Genomic DNA, 19,926 nt, shown 5'->3' on the forward strand with positions numbered 1-19,926 from the left:
AATTCATTTCCGTTTAGGTGGCCCGGCCCGAAGCATCGAAGTTATGCAGCAAGTCGTCGCCCATCGGGCGGGAACCAAGGGATACCGGCGAATGACCGCCGCGCTGTACGGTGCCGGTCTGTCCAGTTTCGCCGCGATGTACTGCACGCAGGCCTTGCTCCCGGCGTTGTCGGCGTCTTACCGGATCAGCCCCGCCACAGCGGCGTTGACGGTGTCATTGACGACGGGAATGTTAGCGCTGTCAATCATTCCGGCGAGTGTGCTTTCGGAGCGCTACGGGCGCATCAGCGTGATGGTCACCTCGGGGGTAGCTTCCAGCGCCATCGGGCTGTTATTGCCGTTGAGTCCCACCCTGGGTGTGCTGCTGGTGGGACGCGCGCTGCATGGTGTCGCGCTGGCCGGCATACCCGCGGTCGCCATGGCGTTCCTCGCCGAGGAGGTGCATGCCTCGTCGCTCGGTTCGGCGATGGGCCGCTATGTCGCCGGGACGACGGTGGGAGGGCTGGTCGGGCGGATCGTGCCCTCCCTGGTCGTCGACGTCAGTAATTGGCGGGTCGCGCTGCTGGTGTGCTCGGTGACGACGCTCGCCGGTACGGCCGTGTTCGCCCTTGCCGTGCCGAGGTCGCAGTTCTTCACCCCGAAGGCGGCAAGCGTGCGCGACACCATCGGCAACCTTGCCGCGCATGTGCGAAACCCCGTGTTGCTGAAGCTGTTTGCATTGGGCTCGGTGCTGATGGGCGCATTCGTCACGGTCTACAACTACCTCGGGTACCGACTGACTGATCAACCCTTTGGATTGGCGTCCTCGGTGGTGGGTCTGCTGTTCCTCCTCTACCTCGTGGGCACCTGGACATCGGTTGTGGCGGGCCGGCTCGCCGACCGTCGAGGGCGCCGGCTCGTGCTCGGCTCTGCGTTGCCGATCACCGTGGTCGGCCTGCTGCTCACCGTCCCGCATGTGCTGGCCGTGATCGTCGTCGGCGTCGGCGTTTTCACCGGCGGGTTCTTCGCCGCGCACACCGTTGCCAGTGGCTGGGTGGGCGCGGTGGCGCACCGGGATCGCGCGGAGGCGTCCGCGCTGTACCTGTTCAGCTACTACCTGGGTGGATCGGTGGCCGGCGCGCTGGGCGGTCTCGTCTACGGCACCGGTGGCTGGCCGGCGACGACGTGGTTTGTGGGCGCGCTGCTGTTGGCCGCCACGTTGCTCGTCGCAATGTCAGTGAGAGACAACGGCTCCCGTCCCAGCCGGCGCCACGCCGCAGCCATGGTCACCGTCGCAATGATCCGCCCGGTGCCATAGCCTCCTGAATCAGCCCGGCGGCGTCCCGACGCACACGCCGCCGGCGCAGGCACCCGCGCCGCCCGGCCCCGCGGAAGCCCCGGCACCGGGCACGCCCGCGCTGGCCCCACCGGGCCCGGCGCCGGCACCCGAACCGCCCGGCCCCGCGGTGGTGGCGCCACCCGGTCCCACGGCGGGACCGCCGCCACCCGGGCCGCCGGGCGCCGGTGCCGCCGGAGCCGTCGTTGTGACGCTTGCCGGCGTCGTGAGTGTGGTGGTGACGGTCGAGGTGGTGGGGTTCTTGTTGTTGTTACTCGAGCCGCATCCCGCGGTCAACGAACTCAAGGCGATCGCAGCTGCGATCCCCGCGGCGACTGAGGCGCGGCGGGTGACTCCACTACCGGTCATGTCCAAACCAATCTCTGAGGGGTCATTTCTTGTGTCCCTCTACCCATTTCGGCCCGGTATCAACCGGCGGGCGGGGCGTCCGCCCCGGCGGGCATTGCCAACCGGGTGGGTCGCTCGTGCCCGCGAAGGGTCACGCTGTCGCCCAGAGACCAACGCTCCCGCTCGTTTTCACTTGCCCGCTCGATGGCGTCGGCTGTCGCGAGCAGCCGGCCCGAGTGCGACTTGGCGAGCTCGCACAGCCGGGCCGCCTCGTTGACCGGTTCACCGATCACGGTGTACTCAAAGCGCTCTCGGGCGCCGACGTTCCCGGCGACGGCTTGGCCCGCTGCCACGCCGATGCCGGCCGAAAGCTCAGACATTTCGTTGGCCAGTCGCCCGGCAATGCAGCGCGCGGCGGCCAGTGCCGCGTCTTCCGGGCTCTCCAGCCGGTTGGGCGCTCCGAAGATGGCCAGCGACGCATCGCCTTCGAACTTGTTGACCAGCCCGCAATATCGATCGACTTCCTCGACGACGATGGCGAAGAATCGGTTGAGCACGCGCACGACCTCGGCCGGGCGCCTGTTCGTCACCAACTGGGTGGATCCGACGATGTCGATGAAGACGACGGCCACATGGCGTTCCTCGCCGCCCAGCTTCGGCCGCTCGCGTTCTGCGGCAAGGGCCACTTCGCGGCCGACGTGGCGGCCGAACAGATCGCGCACCCGTTCGCGCTCTCGCAGGCCGTCGACCATCGCGTTGAAACCCCGTTGTAGCTCGCCGAGCTCCGTGCCGTCGAACACCACCAAGTCCCCGCGCAAGTCGCCCTTCTCGACTCGCTGAAGAGCCGCCCGCACCACTCGCACCGGTGTCGCCGTCAGCCAGGCCAGGATCCACATCAGGACGCATCCAAAAATCAGTGCGGCCGACGACACGATCAGCACACCGACCGCAAACTGGGTCTCGCTGAGGTTGTTCAGCCATAACTCAAAAAACGCGAGCAGCGCAATGCCGACGATTGGCACGCCCGAACCGAGAAACCACACCACCATGGTTCGGCCCATGATCCCCGCCGCCAGTCGCCGTGGGGGCGGTCCCGCCTCGAGCGCCTGAGCCGCCACCGGACGCAACGCGAACTCGGCGAGCAGATAACTGCCGGTGGCCACCAGCACACCGCAGAAGCTCACCCCGAACAGGAAGCGGGGGATGAACATCGTGTTGATCAGGCCGTAGAGCACCGTATAAAAAACCGCTCCGGCTCCCCACAAGATGAGGTCGACCAATGCGATTCGCCATGGAGCGATGAACGTGTTGCGCTCGTCCTCGGGAGTCGGAGTGCGCTCCTCGATCGCCCAGCGCAACGCGAGGACAGTTCTGCGGGTGATCCAAAAGGTGCCCAGCGTCGCCGCCAGGACGATGTAGGCCGGTGCGGCCCCGAAGGTGATCCAGGCCGGTGCGTCATCGAAAATACTCGGTACGGGGATGGCGACTATGACCAAGACCAGCCCCGCGCCGATCCCGAGCAGGTTTGCCCCCAGCACCAGAACGGTCATGATGACCTGGATGCGTACCCGGCGACGACCTTGGCTTTCCGACACCCGCCCGAGCAGCAGTGAGCCGTACGCAGGCGTCGCCGGCAGATGCCCGCTCTGACGGGTGACCCGCTCGAGTACCCGGCCTATTCGCCTTGCCACGGACTGGTTGGTCGACATGGTGGCGTCAGCCTATGTTGTCGGACACGCTCTAAGGTGAATCGGGTGCGTCTAGTGATCGCTCAATGCACCGTCGACTATGTAGGCCGGCTCACCGCGCATCTGCCGTCGGCACGCAGGTTGCTGCTGATCAAGGCCGACGGGTCGGTCAGTGTGCACGCCGACGACCGCGCCTATAAGCCGCTGAACTGGATGAGCCCGCCCTGCTGGCTGACCGAGGAGGCCGGCGATCCGGTACCGGTGTGGGTGGTTGAGAACAAGGCGGGTGAACAGCTGCGCATCACCGTCGAGGAGATCGAACACGACTCCAGCCACGAGCTCGGCGTCGACCCCGGGCTGGTCAAGGACGGCGTCGAGGCGCACCTGCAGGCCCTACTCGCCGAGCACGTGCAACTGCTCGGCGACGGATACACGCTGGTTCGCCGCGAGTACATGACCGCCATCGGACCCGTCGATCTGCTCTGCCGTGACGAACGCGGTGGCTCGGTGGCAGTGGAGATCAAGCGACGCGGCGAGATCGACGGCGTCGAGCAGCTCACCCGGTACCTGGAGCTGCTCAACCGCGACACCGTGCTCGCGCCGGTAAAAGGGGTGTTCGCGGCTCAGCAGATCAAACCGCAGGCCCGCACACTGGCCATCGATCGTGGTATCCGTTGTCTGACATTGGATTACGACAAGATGCGCGGGATGGACAGCGACGAGTACCGGCTGTTCTGAGGGTTCGCCAATAGACTGACCGGATGGCTCGACGCCGCACCCCGCCACGTCGGCAGCGGCCGCCCGCGCCGCCGCCGGCACTGCGGCGGGTGGAGGTCGGCCCTGACGGCCACGAGTACGAAGTCCGGCCCGTCCCGGCGGCGCGTGCGGTCAAGACCTATCGGTGCCCCGGCTGCGATCACGAAATACACTCCGGCTCAGCACATCTGGTGGTGTGGCCGAACGATCCGACACTCGGGGGAGGCCCGGGTCGCGTCGAGGACCGTCGGCATTGGCACACTCCATGCTGGGCGCACCGCGCTACCCGCGGTCCCACCAGGAAGTGGTGGTGAGTATCGGAGTCTCAGGCGGCCGGTTCGACGAGCTCGATCAGAACTCCGCCGCCGTCCTTGGGGTGGATGAAGTTGATCCGGGAGTTTGCCGTGCCGCGACGAGGTGCGTCGTAGATCAGCCGCACGCCTTGCTCACGAAGCTGCTCGACCAAGGCGTCGAGGTCACTGACCCGAACGGCCATCTGCTGAATGCCCGGTCCGCGCTTGTCGAGGAACTTCGCGATCGTCGAGGACTCATCGATCGGGGCCATCAACTGGATTTGTGCGGTACCCGCCGGGGCGCCGCGCACAGCCAGCATGGCTTCGCGGATTCCCTGCTCCTCGTTGACTTCCTCGTGCACCAGGATCATGCCGAGGGTGTCGTGGTACCAGGCGATGGCGGTGTCCAGGTCGGCGACTGCGATGCCGACGTGATCGATCGCCGTCACCAGCGAGGTGGCCAGGATCTGACGGGCGTCAACTTGATCGGTCGTCATCACATAACGGTAACCTGGCGGCAAAGATTGCGCTTCTCCGGGAGGCCGAAACGGCCGTCGAGGGAGCGCCCGGTAGGCCTTAGGAGATAGTCATGACGACCTCGGTGATCGTTGCTGGAGCACGGACACCCATCGGCAAGTTGATGGGTTCGCTGAAGGACTTTTCCGCCAGCGATCTGGGGGCCATCGCGATCGCCGCCGCGCTGGAAAAGGCCAACGTCCCGGCCTCCGCGGTCGACTACGTGATCATGGGCCAGGTGTTGACGGCCGGAGCCGGCCAGATGCCGGCACGTCAGGCGGCCGTGGCGGCCGGCATCGGCTGGGATGTTCCGGCGCTGACCATCAACAAGATGTGTCTGTCCGGGATTGACTCCATCGCGCTGGCTGACCAGCTCATTCGCGCCGGGGAGTTCGACGTGGTGGTGGCCGGCGGCCAGGAGTCCATGACCAAGGCGCCGCACCTGCTGATGGACAGCCGCTCGGGCTACAAGTACGGCGACGTGACGGTGTTGGACCACATGGCCTACGACGGGCTGCACGACGTGTTCACCGACCAGGCGATGGGCGCGCTCACCGAGCAGCGCAACGACGTCGACCAATTCACCCGGCAAGAGCAGGACGAGTTCGCTGCGCGATCCCACCAGAAGGCGGCCGCGGCCTGGAAGGACGGCGTCTTCACCGACGAAGTGGTGCCGGTCAACATCCCGCAGCGCAAAGGTGATCCGCTGCAGTTCACCGAGGATGAGGGGATCCGCGCCAACACCACCGCCGACTCGCTGGCCGGCCTCAAGCCGGCATTTCGCCGCGATGGCACCATCACCGCGGGTTCGGCGTCCCAGATCTCCGATGGCGCAGCCGCGGTGGTGGTGATGAGCAAGGCCAAGGCGCAGGAGCTGGGGCTGAGCTGGCTGGCCGAGATCGGCGCGCACGGCGTGGTGGCCGGACCGGATTCCACCCTGCAGTCGCAGCCGGCCAACGCGATCAAGAAGGCGATCAGCCGTGAGGGCATCTCGGTCGACCAGCTCGACGTCATCGAGATCAACGAGGCGTTTTCCGCGGTGGCCCTGGCGTCGACCCGCGAGCTCGGTGTGAACCCCGACCTCGTCAACGTCAACGGCGGTGCGATCGCCGTCGGGCATCCGATCGGGATGTCGGGAGCGCGGATCACGCTGCATGCCGCGCTGGAATTGGCGCGGCGCGGGTCCGGGTACGCCGTCGCTGCGCTGTGTGGGGCCGGCGGGCAGGGCGACGCCCTGATTCTGCGCGCAGGTTAGTCAGGGATCGGGCCGTTCGCCGACGTTGCTGGGGTGACGCGCCGATGCCGGATTGTGATATTCGTCATATTTGCCGATCACACCCCTTTTCGGCGCGATTTCTTGCCCCGGCGTGCCGCTAGGTGAGCGGCGCCGCCACCGGGTGGATGGGTAGCCCATGCACATGACAAACTTGACGGCGTGACGCGTCCGCGACCTTCTATCGGCCCCGCCCTGGCTGGTGCGGTCGATCTCTCCGGTCTCAAGCAGCGGCCCCAACCCGCAGTCGGTCCTCCCGGCGGATCCGCGCCGACGGCCGCCGAGGGTGACCCCGGCATCATCGCGGTCACCGAGGCCAACTTCGAGGCCGAGGTCCTGCTCCGGTCCGAGGAAGTGCCCGTCGTTGTGCTGCTGTGGTCGCCGCGCAGCGACGCGTGCGTCCAGCTGCTCGACACGTTCGCCGGCCTGGCCGCCCAGGACAATGGCAAGTGGTCGTTGACGACGGTCAACGTCGATGTCGCGCCCAGGGTCGCGCAGATCTTCGGTGTCGATGCCGTGCCGACCGTGGTGGCGCTGGCCGCCGGGCAGCCGATATCGAGTTTCCAGGGAATGCAGCCGGCTGAGCAGTTGCGCGGCTGGTTGGATCAGATTCTCTCGGCGACCGCCGGAAAGCTCAAGGGCTCAACCGGTTCCGCGGAGCCTGAGGCGGTCGACCCGGAGCTGTCCGCAGCCCGCCAACAACTGGACGACGGCGACTTCGAGGCCGCCAAAACGTCGTATCAGGCGATCCTGGACGCCAACCCGGCCAGCGCCGAAGCCAAGGGCGCGATCCGCCAGATCGACTTCCTCACGCGCGCAACCGCGCAGCGTCCGGACGCCGTCGCTGTCGCCGACGCCGCGCCCGACGACATCGAAGCCGCGCTGGCCGCGGCCGACGTGCAGATCCTCAATCAGGAGGCGGGCGCCGCCTTCGATCGTCTGATTGCCTTGGTGCGCAGCACATCCGGGGACGATCGCACCCTGGTGCGCACCCGGTTGGTCGAGCTGTTCGAACTGTTCGACCCAGCCGATCCCGAGGTCGTCGCCGGACGGCGCAACCTCGCCAACGCGCTGTACTGAAGCGGGCGCTGCGGCTTTACTCGGGCGCCAGCCACAGAGCCGACGTGGGCGGAAGCACCAGCAGCGCCGACGCCGGCCGGCCATGCCACGGGTCTTCGGTGGCATCCACGCCGCCCATATTGCCGATCCCCGAACCGTTGTACACCGTCGCGTCCGTGTTGAGCACCTCGCGCCAGCGCCCCGCCGACGGCAGGCCCAGCCGGTATCCACTGTGCTCGGCACCCGCGAAGTTGAACACGCACGCCATCACCGACCCGTCCTTGCCGTAGCGCAGGAAACTCAACACGTTGTTGCCCGAATCATTGGCGTCGATCCAGGAGTAGCCGTCGGGCACGGTGTCCTGGCTCCACAGCGCCGGGTGACTGCGGTAGATGGCGTTGATGTCGCGGACCAGGCGCAGAACTCCGCTGGAGAACCCCTGCTCGTCGAGCTGCCACCAATCCAGACCGCGCTCCTCGGACCACTCGGCGCGCTGCCCGAATTCCTGTCCCATGAACAACAATTGCTTGCCCGGGTGCGCCCACTGGTAGGCGAGCAGGCTGCGCAGTCCGGCCGCCTTGACGTGATTGTTGCCCGGCATCCTGCCCCACAGCGTGCCCTTGCCGTGCACGACCTCGTCATGGCTGATCGGCAGCACGTAGTTCTCGCTGAAGGCGTAGAGCATCGAGAACGTCATCTCGTGGTGGTGGTAGCTGCGGTGGATCGGATCGCGACTGATGTAGTCGAGGGTGTCGTGCATCCAGCCCATGTTCCATTTCATCGAGAAGCCCAGGCCGCCAAGGTTTGTCGGCCGTGTCACCCCGGGCCATGAGGTTGACTCCTCGGCGATCGTGACGATGCCGGGCGCGGCCTTGTGAGCCGTGGCGTTCAGCTCCTGCAGGAATTGCACCGCTTCGAGGTTTTCTCGGCCGCCGTAGATGTTGGGGGTCCAGCCGCCCTCGGGCCGTGAGTAGTCCAGGTAGAGCATCGAGGCGACCGCGTCGACACGTAGACCGTCGATGTGGAATTCTTCGAGCCAGAACAGTGCGTTGGCCACCAAGAAGTTACGAACCTCGCGACGGCCGAAGTCGAAAACATAGGTACCCCAGTCGAGTTGCTCACCGCGCTGAGGGTCGGAATGCTCATAGAGCGGGGTGCCGTCAAAGCGGGCCAGCGCCCACGCGTCCTTGGGGAAGTGTGCGGGAACCCAGTCCACCAGCACGCCGATGCCGGCTTGGTGCAAGGCGTCGACCAGGGCCCGGAACTCGTCTGGTGTGCCGAATCGAGACGTCGGCGCGTAGTACGACGTCACTTGATAGCCCCACGATCCGGCGAAGGGGTGCTCGGCGACCGGCAGCAGCTCCACATGGGTGAACCCGTGTTCCACCACGTAATCCGTCAGCTCGCGGGCCAGCTGGCGGTAGTTGAGTCCGGGACGCCAGGAACCCAGGTGAACCTCGTAGGTGCTCATCGGCTCGAAGACCGGGTTGCGTTGGGGGCGCTCGGACATCCAGTCGGCGTCTTCCCAGGTGTACTCGCTGCGCGTCACCCGGGATGCGGTGTGCGGCGGCACCTCGGTGGCGAACGCCATCGGATCGGCCCGCTCGGTCACGACGCCATCGGCGCCATGGACACGGAACTTGTACAGCCCCTCGAGAGGAAAGCCGGGCCAGAACAGTTCCCAGACACCTGATGAGCCCAACACTCGCATCGGCGCTTCGTTACCGTTCCAGCCGTTGAACTCACCGATCAGGCTGACGCCCTTGGCGTTGGGCGCCCACACGGCAAACGACACTCCGGTGACGACCCCGTCGGCCGTGGTGAACGAACGAGGATGCGCGCCAAGGACTTCCCAGAGCCGCTCGTGGCGTCCTTCTCCGAACAGGTGCAGGTCGACCTCACCGAGTGTCGGGAGGAAGCGGTACGCGTCGGCGACGACGTACGGTTCGGCACCTTCATAGGTGATCTGCAGCCGATAGTCGATCAGGTCGACGAACGGTAAAGCCACGGCGAAAAGACCGGATTCGATGTGCTGCAAAGTAAATCGGTCGTCGCCGACCAGTGCGACCACTTCGACCGCATGGGGCCGGTAGGCCCGAATGACGGTGTGATCGTCGTATTCGTGGGCGCCCAGAATGCTGTGCGGGTTGTAGTGCGCGCCGGCGACCAGGCGCGACAGGTCGGCCGGATCGGGCGCCAAGTGCGTCCGAGCGAGTTGGTCGGCTTGGCTCATGTCCCTTTCACCTCCGGTCCTTTTCATCGCCTGCGTAGCAATGTCATTCGAGAGTCATACGGTATGAGTGGCATGTTGATGATGTGGGCCACCGCCTGCCCGGGGTCGATGCGAACGTAATTGGATTGTCCCCACTGGAATTCCTGACCGGTGATCTCGTCGCGCACCCAAAAACGCTCGTAGGTCTCCATACCCAAAGCGGCCATATCTAAAAACAGTGTCGCTTCCTCAGTGCCGAACGCGTTGAGCGTCACCACCACCAACACGCAGTCCCCGGTGGCCGGGTCGAACTTGCTGAAGGCCAGCAACGCGTCGTTGTCGATGTCGTGAAAGTGGATGGTGCGCAGCTGCTGAAGTGCTGGGTGCACCCGGCGAATTGCGTTGAGCTGTGTGATGAATGGCTCGAGCGATCGTCCTTCGGCGAGCGCACCCGCGAAATCGCGGGGACGCAACTCGTACTTCTCCGAGTCCAGGTACTCCTCGCTGCCCTCGCGCACCGCACGGTGCTCGAAAAGTTCGTAACCCGAGTACACGCCCCATGCCGGTCCCATGGTCGCGGCCAGCACCGCGCGGATGGCGAACATGCCGGGCCCGTTGTGCTGCAAGATGGCGTGCAGGATGTCGGGGGTGTTCACGAACAGGTTGGGCCGGCGGAAGTCTGCGAGGTTGGCGATGTCGTTGCCGAACTCGGTCAACTCCCACTTCGCCGTGCGCCAGGTGAAGTAGCTGTAGGACTGCGTGAAGCCCAATTTGGCCAGACCGTACTGCCGCGCCGGTGGCGTGAACGCCTCGGACAAGAACAGCACGTCGGGATCGATGGCCTTGACCGCGGCGATCAGCCAGGCCCAGAAGTCCGGCGGCTTGGTGTGCGGGTTGTCGACGCGAAAGAACTTGACGCCGTGGTCCATCCAGTGCCGGACCACGCGCAGCACCTCGTCGTAGAGCCCCGCCGGGTCGTTGTCGAAGTTGATCGGATAGATGTCCTGGTATTTCTTCGGCGGGTTCTCCGCGTAAGCGATGGTGCCGTCGGGCAATTCGGTGAACCAGTTGCGATGATCGCGCGCCCAGGGATGATCCGGTGCGCACTGCAGCGCCAGATCCAGCGCCACCTCCATGCCCAACTCGCGGGTCGCCGCGACGAAGGCATCGAAGTCCTCGATGGTGCCCAGCTCCGGGTGGACGGCGTCATGGCCGCCCTCGTCGCTGCCGATTGCCCAGGGGGACCCCACATCTGTCGGCGCTGCGGTCGGGGAGTTGTTGCGTCCCTTGCGATGTACCTTGCCGATCGGGTGGATCGGCGGCAGGTAGACGATGTCGAATCCCATTGCCGCGATACGCGGAAGCTGGGCCGCTGCGGTGGCGAAGGTGCCGTGCACGGGGTTGCCCTCGGCGTCCCAGCCACCGGTCGAGCGGGGAAACATCTCATACCAGGAGCCGAACCGGGCCAGCGGCCGGTCCACCCAGACGCCGAACTGCTCGCCCCGGGTGACGAGATCGCGCAGCGGGTAGTCCGCCAGGATTTCTTCGATCTCGGGCCCCAGCGCCAGCGCGGTGCGGGTGACCGGATCTCCGGGCTTGCGCAGCGCGGCGGCGGCGGTCAGCAGCGGCTCGCGCAGCGCGCGGGGCACGCCGGTCGCCGCGCGCTCGAACAACCCGGCGCCGACCAGAAGATCATTGGACAGTTCGGTCTCGCCCTGACCGGCGTCCAGCTTGGCGACCAGTCCGTGCCGCCACGAGTGAATAGGGTCGCCCCACCCGTCGACTCGGAACGTCCACAGCCCGACCTGATCGGGGGTGAACTGACCGTGGAAAACGTAGGGCTCCAGACCCATCGTCATCGGGAGCAACAGCGGCTTGATGCGTTGCTGGTCGACCTTGCCGTCGCGTTGGGTCACCGGCTTTGTCGGCGCCTGGACCGCCTTGATTCGGCGAGTCTCGGTTACCTGCGGATAGCCGGGTCCGAGGTAGCGCACGACCAGGGTCGCCGCGACGGCCTCGTGGCCTTCTCGCCATACCGCGGCGCTGACCGGCACGACCTCGCCGACCACGGCCTTCGCGGGATATGCGCCACAGGAAACGACCGGTTGGACGTTATCGATCTCGACACGACCGGGCACCACCACTCCGTTCCGATTGTGTGCGGCCAAGCCCGCGGTGTGCTCCGTGCGGAATGCCGCTCGTCGGGAAACTCGCTGTCGTGGGGAAACTTTCTAGGTGGGGAAGCATCGTTGCGACCCCGATAACTACTCGATACCCACCCTAGTCTCCGGTCACACACCGCCGAGGAAATGCGGTGCGTCCTGTCGCCGTGCACGGGCCGGGAACCTCAGTAAGGTAGGGACGCGTGAAAGCCCTCCGCAGGTTTACCGTCCGTGCTCATCTTCCGGAGCGTCTGACCGCACTGGACCAGCTGTCGACCAACTTGCGATGGTCGTGGGACACGCCCACTCAGGAGCTTTTCGCGACGATCGACCCGCACCTGTGGCAGCGGTGCGGCAGCGATCCGGTGGCGTTGCTGGGCGCGGTCGAACCGGCGCGGCTTGACGAGTTGGCGCTCGATGAGGCGTTCCTGAACCGGCTCGACGCGCTGACCGCCGATCTGAACGACTACCTGAGCCGCCCGCTGTGGTATCAGCAGCAGCAGGAGCAACGTGCCGAGATGCCGGCCGCCATCGCCTACTTCTCGATGGAGTTCGGCGTCGCCGAGGTGCTGCCCAACTACTCCGGTGGCTTGGGAATTCTTGCCGGTGACCACCTGAAGTCCGCGTCCGATCTGGGCGTGCCGCTGATAGCGGTGGGCCTTTACTACCGCTCGGGGTACTTCCGGCAGTCGTTGACCGCCGACGGCTGGCAGAACGAGACCTATCCGTCGCTGGACCCGCAGGGCCTGCCGCTGCGGCTGCTCACCGATTCGACCGGCGAGCCGGCTTTGGTCGAGCTGATACTGCCGGACGCCGCGCAGCTGCACGCCCGGATCTGGGTCGCCCAGGTCGGCAGGGTTCCGCTGCTGTTGCTCGATTCCGACGTCCCTGAGAACGAGCACGATCTGCGCGGCGTCACCGATCGCCTGTATGGGGGCGACCAGGAACACCGGATGAGGCAGGAGATCCTGGCCGGCATCGGCGGGGTGCGGGCGATCCGGGCCTTCACCGACATCCACGGCCTGCCCGCCCCCGAGGTGTTCCACATGAACGAGGGCCACGCGGGTTTCCTCGGAGCGGAACGCATTCGCGAGCTGATGACCGGTTCGGGATTGGACTTCGACACCGCGCTGACGGTGGTGCGATCCAGCACGGTGTTCACTACCCACACCCCGGTACCCGCCGGCATCGACAGGTTCCCCATCGAGATGGTGCGGCTGTACTTCGACGACCATGCGGGCGACGAAGCGAAATCCGGTGAGAAGGCCCCGAGATCGGATGCCAACGCTGCGCCCGTGTTGCTACCGGGGGTGCCGACGGCTCACATCCTGGCGCTCGGCGCCGAGGACGACCCCGCCAAATTCAACATGGCTCACATGGGTCTGCGGCTGGCCCAGCGCGCCAACGGTGTGTCGTCGCTGCACGGCCGGGTGAGTCGGTCCATGTTCAACGAACTGTGGCCGGGCTTCGACGCGCGTGAGGTGCCGATCGGCTCGATTACCAACGGAGTTCACGCGCGCACCTGGGCGGCACCGCAATGGCTGCAGCTGGGTCGCGAGCTCGCCGGGTCGGATTCGTTCAGCGATCCGGGCGTGTGGCTGCGGCTCAAACAAGTCGACCCGGGACACCTGTGGTGGATCCGCTCGCAACTGAGGTCCCTGCTGGTCGACGACGTTCGGCAGCGGCTGCGCCGCTCATGGCTCGAGCGAGGCGCTTCGGACGCTGAATTGGGTTGGATCGCAACTGCATTCGATCCCGAGGTGTTGACCATCGGGTTCGCCCGGCGGGTGCCGACGTATAAGCGGCTCACGCTGATGCTGCGTGATCCGGACCGCCTGGAACAGCTGCTGCTCGACCGGGAACGGCCGATTCAGTTGATCGTGGCCGGTAAATCGCACCCGGCCGACGACGGTGGAAAAGCGTTGATACAGCAGGTGGTGCGCTTTGCCGACCGGCCCGAAGTGCGCCACCGCATCGCGTTTTTGCCCGACTACGACATGTCGATGGCGCGCCTGCTGTATTGGGGCTGCGACGTCTGGCTGAACAATCCGCTGCGTCCGTTGGAGGCTTGCGGCACTTCGGGAATGAAGAGCGCACTCAACGGCGGACTGAACCTGTCCATCCGCGATGGCTGGTGGGACGAATGGTACGACGGCGAAAACGGTTGGGAGATACCGTCTGCCGACGGCGTGGCCGACGAGGACCGGCGCGACGACCTGGAGTCCAGCGGGCTCTACACGCTGCTCGAAGAGGCCGTGGCACCGAAGTTCTACGAACGCGATGAACACGGCGTGCCGCCCCGCTGGATCGAAATGGTGCGCCACACCGTGCAGACGCTCGGCCCAAAAGTGCTGGCGTCGCGCATGGTGCGCGACTACGTCGAGCAGTACTACACGCCCGCGGCGCAGTCGCTGCGCAAGACGATCGCACCCGCCGACGGCGCCGAAGACGCGGCGAGTGGCGCCGAATTCGGCGCGGCCCGTGAGCTGGCCGCGTACCGCCGGCGAGCCCACGAGGCGTGGCCCAAGATCGTCATCACCGACGTCGACAGCACCGGCCTGCCGGACAGTCCGGTGCTCGGCTCCAAGCTGACGCTGACCGCCACCGTCCAGCTGGCCGGGCTGGCGCCCGACGAGGTCACGGTCCAGGCGCTGGTGGGCCGGGTGGACGCCGGCGACGCACTGCTGGAGCCGATCACCGTCGAGATGTCCTACACCGGCACCGCCGAGGGCGGCAACCAGGTCTTCTCGACGACGACGCCGCTGCCGCTGGCCGGATCGGTCGGCTACACGGTGCGTGTGCTGCCCCACAATCCGATGCTGGCGGCGAGCAACGAGCTCGGTCTGGTCACCCTGGCCCGCTAGCCGGACCGGTCAGGTCGACAGGCCCTCCTCCGACGACGGCGCGGTGCGCAGTCGCTGCAACGCCTGGCGCACCTGCTCGCCGTTGGTGGTCTGCCAGAACGGCGGCAACGATGCCCGCAGGTAGCCGCCGTAGCCGGCGGTGACCATGCGCGAGTCGAGCACCGCAACCACTCCGCGATCGGTGACGCGGCGCAGCAGCCGCCCAGATCCCTGCGCCAGCAGCAATGCGGCGTGGCTCGCCGCGACGGCCATGAAACCATTGCCGCCGCGCGCGGCGACCGCGCGCTGTCGCGCGCCCAGCAGGGGGTCGTCGGGCCGGGGAAACGGGATGCGGTCGATCAGCACCAACGACAGCGACGGTCCGGGCACATCGACGCCCTGCCACAGCGACAGGGTGCCGAACAGGGACGTCTGAGGGTCAGCGCTGAACTGTTCGACGAGCGCCGACGTGCTGTCGTCGCCCTGACACAGCACCGGTGTCGACAGGCGTTCGCGCATGGCCTCGGCCGCCGCCCGGGCCGCCCGCATCGACGAGAACAGCCCCAGGGTGCGCCCTTGCGCGGCGGTGATGAGTTCGGCGATTTCGCTCAGTTGCTCGGCCGAGCCGGTGCCGTCGCGTCCCGGCGGCGGCAGGTGCGCGGCCACGTACAGGATTCCGGCTTTGGCGTGCTGGAACGGCGACCCCACGTCCAGGCCGCGCCACCGCGCGTCGTCGTCGTCCTCGGCGGTCAGCCCCCAGGCGGTGGCCATGGCGTCAAAAGAGCCGCCGATGGTCAGCGTCGCCGACGTCAGCACCACCGTCGAACGCGAGAACACCCGGGACCGCAGCAGGTCGGCGACCGACAGCGGCGCCACCCGCAACACCGGACGCGGTGATCCCCTGACCTCCTCGTGCTCCAGCCACACGACGTCGGTGCGATCGGGGATCGCCGGGCCGAACGATGCCAGCACGCGCGACGCGGTGTCCGATATCTCGCTCAGTGCCGCAACGGCTTCCGCGCGAGCCGACGCCGCCTTGGGGTCGTTCGTGTTGTCGATCGCGGAACGCGCCGCGGTCGCCGCGTCGCGCAACGCGGTCAGGTACGTCGCCAGCTCCTCGTCGAGGCGGTCGATCCGGCCCGGTGTGCCGTCGTGGATGAGCGAGGCGAAGTTGGCCGTCGTCGCCTCCAGGCGCTGGATCAGTTCCGGGTCCACCAATCGGCCGATCCGCCGGGCGGCCACACCGAGGGAGGCCGACGTCAGCTCCGCGGTGGCCACCGACGTCACCCGATCCACCAGCTCGTGCGCTTCGTCGACGACCAGCAGCGCATGTTCGGGCAGCACCGCCGATTCGGCCACCGCGTCGATGGCCAGCAACGCATGGTTGGTGACCACGACATCGGCCCGGCCGGCCTGACCTCTGGCCCGTTCTGAGAAGCACTCGGTACCGAACGGGCAGCGGGCCACGCCGAGGCATTCCCGGGCGGACACGCTGACCTGCGACCAGGATCGGTCCGGCACGCCGGGCTTGAGATCGTCGCGGTCACCGGATTCGGTGCTCGACGCCCATTCGGTGAGCCGTTGCACGTCGCGGCCCAGGGCGCTGACGGCCATCGGGTTGAACAGCTCCTCCTGCGGCCGGTCGTCGCCTTCTTCACCGTCAGCCGCCGCGCCATTGTGAATCTTGTTCAAGCACAGATAGTTTCGCCGGCCTTTGAGCAGCGCGAACTGCGGGCGGCGCGGCAGCGCATCGGCGAGTGAATCGACCAGCCGGGGCAGATCGCGATCCACGAGCTGGCGCTGCAGGGCGATCGTGGCCGTGGACACGACGACGGGGGAGTCATCGTCAAGAGCGTGGACGATCGCGGGCACCAGATATGCGAGCGATTTGCCGGTACCGGTGCCGGCCTGCACCACCAGGTGTTCCCGGGTGGCAAATGCCCGTGCCACCGCGGCGGCCATCTCCTGTTGGCCGCTGCGTTCACTGCCGCCGAGCGCGGCCACGGCGGTGGCCAGCAACTCGGACACGGACACGTCGGACGTGGCTACCCTCTTCGCATCTTGGGGCGGTGCTATCCGCCGGGCATCGTTGGGCGGTGCTACCGCCGGCCGGCGGGAATCTGCGTCGTCGTGACCGCGGGATCGCCGTGCGACAAGTTCAATCCCTCCCACGGCAGACTGCGCAGCCCGGAAGTTACCAGTTCGCGCGCCGCGGCGAGGTTCGGTTTGGACACCAGCTCGCCACCACGCACCAGCGGGACGGTCAACAGCCGGGCCGGTTCGGAGACGGTCGGCCGATGGCCGGCGGGATACACCACCTCCTCGATGATGATGCCGGAGCCGCGCGACAGGCGCAGCGCCTCCTTACGTCCGCCATGGGATCCCTTGTGGCTGCTGCGCTTTTGCACCGCCATGCCGTCCACCTCGACGAGTTTGTAGACCATGTTGGCCGTCGGGGCACCCGATCCCGTCACCAGCGATGTGCCCACGCCGTAACTGTCCACCGGCTCGGCGGCCAGCCCCGCGATGGAGAACTCGTCGAGGTCACCGGAGACCACGATGCGAGTCCGGGTGGCTCCGAGCCCGTCGAGCTGTTCACGCACCTGGCGGGCCAGCACGCCCAGCTCGCCGGAGTCGATGCGCACCGCCCCGAGCCCGGTGCCGGCGGCGGCCACGGCGTTGGCCACACCGGTCGTCACGTCATAGGTGTCGACCAAAAGGGTGGTGTCCACGCCGAGCGCTTCGACCTGCGCCCGGAATGCCGCCAACTCGGTCGATTCCGTAGGGGAGTCGGCGCGGGCGTGCAGCATGGTGAACGCGTGCGCCGACGTGCCCTCGGCGGGGATTCCGTAGCAGCGCTGCGCCTCCAGGTTGGAGGACGCTTCGAAGCCGGCGATGTAGGCGGCGCGGGCCGCGGCGACCGCGGCCTGTTCGTGGGTTCGCCGCGACCCCATCTCGATCAGCGGACGCCCCCTGGCCGCGCTCACCATGCGCGCCGCGGCGGACGCCACCGCGGTGTCGTGATTGAAAATCGACAGTGCCAGCGTCTCGAGCACCACGCATTCGGCGAATGTCCCGCTCACCGACAGCACCGGGGATCCGGGGAAGTACAGCTCGCCTTCGGCGTAGCCGTCGATGTCACCGCTGAACCGGAATTCGCGCAAGTACCGCAACGTATCTGGGTCGAGGAATTGCCCCAGCGATTGGCACGCCTGGTCATCGAAGGTGAACTGCGGCAGCGCCTCGAGCAGCCGGCCGGTTCCGGCGACCACGCCGTAGCGGCGCCCTTCGGGAAGTCGGCGGGCGAAAAGCTCGAAGGTGGTCCGTCGATCGGCGCTGCCGTCTCGCAGCGCCGCCGCCAGCATCGTCAGCTCGTACTTGTCGGTCAATAGCCCAGTAACGACCTGGTCGTTCATTCCATAACGGTATCGGCTGCCATCAGGGGGTCGGTAACCTCATCCCACCCTCGGTATCGTGTAGGCCATGGTTGTTATGTCAGCGCCCACTAAGCCGGGCACTACAGGACAACGAGAGTCCGCCCCGGTAGAAGCCACTACCAGTCCGTGGGTCACGATCGTCTGGGATGACCCCGTCAACCTGATGACCTATGTGACGTATGTGTTCCAGAAGTTGTTCGGCTATAGCGAGCCGCACGCCACCAAGCTGATGCTGCAGGTGCACAACGAAGGCAAGGCCGTGGTGTCAGCCGGCAGCCGGGAGTCCATGGAAGTCGATGTGTCCAAGCTGCACGCCGCCGGTTTGTGGGCGACGATGCAGCAGGACCGCTGACGTTCGAGGCGCTGGCGATTCCCGGTGCGCAAATGGAAGCGGGTCGAGACCGCTGACGGTCCCCGTTTCCGGTCGTCCCTGGCATCCCACGAGGCCGCCCTGCTCAAGAACCTCGCCACGGCGATGATCGGCTTGCTCGACGAGCGTGAATCTTCCTCGCCGGCAGACGAACTCGAGGAGATCACCGGGATCAAGACCGGGAACGCCGAACCTCCGAAAGATCCCACGTTGCGTCGGCTGCTGCCCGACTTCTATCGGCACGACGACGATGACACCGCGCCGCCCGATGCCGCGGACAGCCTGAACGCCGCACTGCGCAGCCTGCACGAGCCCGACATCGTCGACGCCAAACGCGTTGCCGCACAGCGGTTGCTGAGCACGGTTCCCGAGGATGGCGGCCGCTTCGAGCTGACCGAGCAGGACGCGAACTCCTGGATCGCAGCGGTCAACGACATCCGGCTGACCCTGGGAGTCATGCTCGAGGTGGGCCCCGAAGGCCCGGAGCGCCTGCCGGCCGACCATCCACTGGCCGTGCACTTCGACGTGTACCAGTGGCTGACCGTGTTGCAGGAGTACCTGGTCTTGGTGCTCATGGGGCCCCGATGAGCGTGATAGGCGACAGATGAACGACATCACCGACGTCGGGGGTATCCGTGTCGGCCACTACCAGCGACTGGACCCCGACGCCTCGTTGGGCGCCGGCTGGGCCTGCGGCGTCACCGTCATACTCGCCCCGCCCGGGACCGTCGGTGCCGTTGACTGCCGCGGCGGTGCGCCCGGAACCCGGGAGACCGACCTGCTCGATCCGGCTAACACCGTGCGGTTTGTGGACGCGGTATTGCTCGCCGGGGGCAGCGCCTACGGGTTGGCGGCCGCCGACGGTGTCATGCGCTTCCTGGAAGAACGCGAACGCGGGGTGGCGATGGACGGCGGGGTGGTACCCATCGTGCCGGGAGCGGTGATCTTCGACCTGCCGGTCGGCGGCTGGGAGTGTCGCCCGACGGCCGAGTTCGGTTACGCGGCCTGTGCCGCCGCCGAAGCCGGCACGGCGATGGGTGTCGGGACCATCGGCGCCGGGGTGGGTGCCCGCGCCGGGGCGCTCAAGGGCGGTGTCGGGACCGCTTCCAGGGCGCTGCCGTCCGGCGTGACCGTCGGGGCGGTGGCCGTGGTGAACGCCGCCGGCGAGGTCGTCGACCGGGCCACCGGTCTGCCGTGGATGGCGGACCTGACCCGGGAGTTCGGACTGCAGCCGCCGCCGGCCGAGCAGATCGACGCCTTCGCCCAGTTGCCGTCCCCATCGAATCCGGTGGACAACCCGCTCAACACCGTCATCGCGGTGGTGGCCACCGACGCCGCCCTGAGCTCGGCGGCGTGCCGGCGGGTTGCGATCTCCGCCCACGACGGGCTGGCCCGCAGCATCCGGCCGGCGCACACACCGGTCGACGGTGACACCGTGTTCGTGCTGGCCACCGGGGCGGTCGAGGTGCCGCCGGCCGCGGATGCGCCCGCCGCCTTCTCCCCGGAGACCCGGCTGGCCACCGAAGTCGGCATCGCCGCCGCCGATTGCCTGGCGCAAGCGGTGCTGGGCGGTGTGCTGGCCGCCGAATCAATCGCCGGCATACCGAGCTACCGCGACGTGCTGCCCGGGGCATTCGGCCGATGAGATGCGACC

The 19,926-nt window shown here is 67.2% G+C and carries 16 protein-coding genes; 9 read left to right on the forward strand and 7 right to left on the reverse strand.

All coding sequences use genetic code 11. From position 1 onward, the window contains the following. Nucleotides 1-43 precede the first annotated feature (43 nt). Complete coding sequence (locus A5782_RS05620) at nt 44-1,297, forward strand: MFS transporter (RefSeq protein WP_067096316.1); 1,254 nt, start codon at nt 44-46, stop codon at nt 1,295-1,297. 9 nt (nt 1,298-1,306) lie between these two features. Here A5782_RS05620 and A5782_RS05625 read toward each other — a convergent pair whose 3' ends face one another. Together A5782_RS05625 and A5782_RS05630 are read right to left on the reverse strand one after the other, a co-directional pair. Beyond that, the gene (locus A5782_RS05625) at nt 1,307-1,684 is read right to left on the reverse strand and encodes a hypothetical protein (RefSeq protein WP_067096319.1); all 378 of its coding nucleotides are present in this window, start codon (nt 1,682-1,684) and stop codon (nt 1,307-1,309) included. Between the two features lie 59 nt (nt 1,685-1,743). Continuing rightward, entirely contained in the window at nt 1,744-3,372 is a 1,629-nt protein-coding gene (locus tag A5782_RS05630) for an adenylate/guanylate cyclase domain-containing protein (protein ID WP_067096322.1), read from the reverse strand. Between the two features lie 45 nt (nt 3,373-3,417). Here A5782_RS05630 and nucS point away from each other — a divergent pair, with 45 nt between their 5' ends. Then, nucleotides 3,418-4,089: an endonuclease NucS gene (gene nucS, locus A5782_RS05635; RefSeq protein ID WP_067096967.1), complete on the forward strand. Its 672-nt coding sequence runs from the start codon at nt 3,418-3,420 to the stop codon at nt 4,087-4,089. A 23-nt stretch (nt 4,090-4,112) separates the two neighbouring features. Next, the gene (locus tag A5782_RS25210) at nt 4,113-4,421 is read left to right on the forward strand and encodes a hypothetical protein (RefSeq protein ID WP_082942791.1); all 309 of its coding nucleotides are present in this window, start codon (nt 4,113-4,115) and stop codon (nt 4,419-4,421) included. Nucleotides 4,422-4,432: 11 nt separating this feature from the next. Here the strand turns inward: A5782_RS25210 and mce are convergent, their stop codons facing one another. Next, on the reverse strand, nt 4,433-4,900 hold the full coding sequence (gene mce / locus A5782_RS05640; protein ID WP_081397970.1) for a methylmalonyl-CoA epimerase: 468 nt from the start codon (nt 4,898-4,900) through the stop codon (nt 4,433-4,435). 89 nt (nt 4,901-4,989) lie between these two features. Here mce and A5782_RS05645 point away from each other — a divergent pair, with 89 nt between their 5' ends. Further along, nucleotides 4,990-6,171, forward strand: coding sequence for an acetyl-CoA C-acetyltransferase (locus A5782_RS05645; protein ID WP_067096325.1), 1,182 nt, complete (start codon nt 4,990-4,992; stop codon nt 6,169-6,171). A gap of 180 nt (nt 6,172-6,351) precedes the next feature. Further along, a complete protein-coding gene (locus A5782_RS05650; protein WP_067096327.1) occupies nt 6,352-7,269 on the forward strand; it encodes a tetratricopeptide repeat protein in 918 nt (305 codons plus the stop codon). Between the two features lie 16 nt (nt 7,270-7,285). Here A5782_RS05650 and glgB read toward each other — a convergent pair whose 3' ends face one another. Together glgB and A5782_RS05660 are read right to left on the reverse strand one after the other, a co-directional pair. Then, nucleotides 7,286-9,481, reverse strand: coding sequence for a 1,4-alpha-glucan branching protein GlgB (glgB, locus tag A5782_RS05655; protein WP_067096330.1), 2,196 nt, complete (start codon nt 9,479-9,481; stop codon nt 7,286-7,288). A 23-nt stretch (nt 9,482-9,504) separates the two neighbouring features. After that, a complete protein-coding gene (locus A5782_RS05660) occupies nt 9,505-11,598 on the reverse strand; it encodes an alpha-1,4-glucan--maltose-1-phosphate maltosyltransferase (protein WP_231986600.1) in 2,094 nt (697 codons plus the stop codon). A gap of 227 nt (nt 11,599-11,825) precedes the next feature. Between A5782_RS05660 and glgP the strand changes: the two genes are divergently transcribed. Then, a complete protein-coding gene (gene glgP, locus A5782_RS05665) occupies nt 11,826-14,486 on the forward strand; it encodes an alpha-glucan family phosphorylase (RefSeq protein WP_067096334.1) in 2,661 nt (886 codons plus the stop codon). A 9-nt stretch (nt 14,487-14,495) separates the two neighbouring features. Here the strand turns inward: glgP and A5782_RS05670 are convergent, their stop codons facing one another. Together A5782_RS05670 and A5782_RS05675 are read right to left on the reverse strand one after the other, a co-directional pair. Beyond that, nucleotides 14,496-16,499, reverse strand: a complete 2,004-nt coding sequence (locus tag A5782_RS05670; protein ID WP_156623816.1) for an ATP-dependent DNA helicase — start codon at nt 16,497-16,499, stop codon at nt 14,496-14,498. A gap of 65 nt (nt 16,500-16,564) precedes the next feature. Beyond that, nucleotides 16,565-17,881, reverse strand: coding sequence for a nicotinate phosphoribosyltransferase (locus tag A5782_RS05675; RefSeq protein ID WP_067096337.1), 1,317 nt, complete (start codon nt 17,879-17,881; stop codon nt 16,565-16,567). Between the two features lie 67 nt (nt 17,882-17,948). Between A5782_RS05675 and clpS the strand changes: the two genes are divergently transcribed. The 3 genes from clpS to A5782_RS05690 are packed head-to-tail and all read left to right on the forward strand — an operon-like array spanning nt 17,949 to nt 19,917. After that, nucleotides 17,949-18,254 carry an ATP-dependent Clp protease adapter ClpS gene (gene clpS / locus A5782_RS05680; RefSeq protein WP_067096345.1) on the forward strand — a complete coding sequence of 102 codons (306 nt, stop codon included), beginning with the start codon at nt 17,949-17,951 and terminating at the stop codon, nt 18,252-18,254. 24 nt (nt 18,255-18,278) lie between these two features. Continuing rightward, nucleotides 18,279-18,860 (forward strand): DUF2017 domain-containing protein, encoded by a 582-nt coding sequence (locus A5782_RS05685; RefSeq protein WP_067096348.1) that lies wholly within the window; start codon nt 18,279-18,281, stop codon nt 18,858-18,860. A gap of 16 nt (nt 18,861-18,876) precedes the next feature. After that, nucleotides 18,877-19,917, forward strand: a complete 1,041-nt coding sequence (locus tag A5782_RS05690) for a P1 family peptidase (protein WP_067096351.1) — start codon at nt 18,877-18,879, stop codon at nt 19,915-19,917. Nucleotides 19,918-19,926 lie beyond the last annotated feature (9 nt).

The organism is Mycobacterium sp. 852002-40037_SCH5390672, from assembly GCF_001665875.1.
Taxonomy (GTDB): Bacteria; Actinomycetota; Actinomycetes; order Mycobacteriales; family Mycobacteriaceae; genus Mycobacterium.

Excerpts from the sequence above, each read along its gene's own strand:
- clpS (WP_067096345.1), top strand. The coding sequence starts at position 17,949 with ATGGTTGTTATGTCAGCGCCCACTAAGCCGGGCACTACAGGACAACGA.
- A5782_RS05630 (WP_067096322.1), bottom strand. The coding sequence starts at position 3,372 with ATGTCGACCAACCAGTCCGTGGCAAGGCGAATAGGCCGGGTACTCGAG.
- A5782_RS05675 (WP_067096337.1), bottom strand. The coding sequence starts at position 17,881 with ATGAACGACCAGGTCGTTACTGGGCTATTGACCGACAAGTACGAGCTG.
- A5782_RS05645 (WP_067096325.1), top strand. The coding sequence starts at position 4,990 with ATGACGACCTCGGTGATCGTTGCTGGAGCACGGACACCCATCGGCAAG.
- A5782_RS25210 (WP_082942791.1), top strand. The coding sequence starts at position 4,113 with ATGGCTCGACGCCGCACCCCGCCACGTCGGCAGCGGCCGCCCGCGCCG.
- A5782_RS05625 (WP_067096319.1), bottom strand. The coding sequence starts at position 1,684 with ATGACCGGTAGTGGAGTCACCCGCCGCGCCTCAGTCGCCGCGGGGATC.
- A5782_RS05690 (WP_067096351.1), top strand. The coding sequence starts at position 18,877 with ATGAACGACATCACCGACGTCGGGGGTATCCGTGTCGGCCACTACCAG.
- glgB (WP_067096330.1), bottom strand. The coding sequence starts at position 9,481 with ATGAGCCAAGCCGACCAACTCGCTCGGACGCACTTGGCGCCCGATCCG.
- A5782_RS05620 (WP_067096316.1), top strand. The coding sequence starts at position 44 with ATGCAGCAAGTCGTCGCCCATCGGGCGGGAACCAAGGGATACCGGCGA.